Raw genomic sequence first — 791 nt, forward strand, 5'->3', positions numbered from 1 at the left:
GTCCCACGTTTAAAAGTGTTGTCGTTAGATACTCACCCTTGGACGGGGCAACGCTGTAGTCGCAGTACGGCGTCGATGTTTCCGAATATTCCGGGTAGTTCCTTCGCTGCACCAGGGGGGGCGCCGACTCCTGCAATGGCCCGTAACGACTATACCAATGGTATCCAACTGGAGGTGCCGGGGCAGGGCCAACAACGAGTATTGGACAAAGTAGACCGTGCGATTTGGCCATCGGCGGCGAAAAAGGTCACCACGAATCATTGGTACTTCACCTGTGGCAGTGCCAGTGATGGCGGTGAAGGCTTGATTGGCCATGCACCCAACGGTGATGTGTATCGCTTTGACCGCGCGTACTCGCTCGATGCCGCGTTGATGGGGTCGATGGGTGGTGGCGCGAATGAACGCAATCACTATATCTTAGCGGCGACACAGGTGACCGACGTACACGGTAACTGGGTAAAATACCACTATGACAGCCAACACCGTTTAACGTCGATTGAAGCCAATGATGAACGTAAAATTACCTTAAGCTATTCAGGCTCGTCGAAGCTGATTCGTTCAGTGAGTGCCCATGGCCAAACGTGGCGCTACGGGTATCGCAAAAACACCTATACGCCATCGGATTGGATGCCAGAGTATTTTCGTCCGTTAACGGGGAGTGTACTGGCGAGCATGACACAACCGGATGGCCATGCGTGGACCTTTAACTTGGATTTGATGACGGGGACGACAGCACCTGCGGGCAGGGATTTTTGTCCGCGTTGGCAGCGCACAGTGTCGGTGACTCATCC

General features: G+C 54.2%; 1 protein-coding gene. It reads left to right on the forward strand.

Annotation, left to right across the window (positions count from 1 at the left end):
* The coding region (locus AC27G9_RS21260) for a hypothetical protein (RefSeq protein WP_487076564.1) at nucleotides 1-791 on the forward strand (791 nt) is incomplete at both ends.

This window comes from Alteromonas sp. 5NS40-0096 (genome assembly GCF_057544385.1).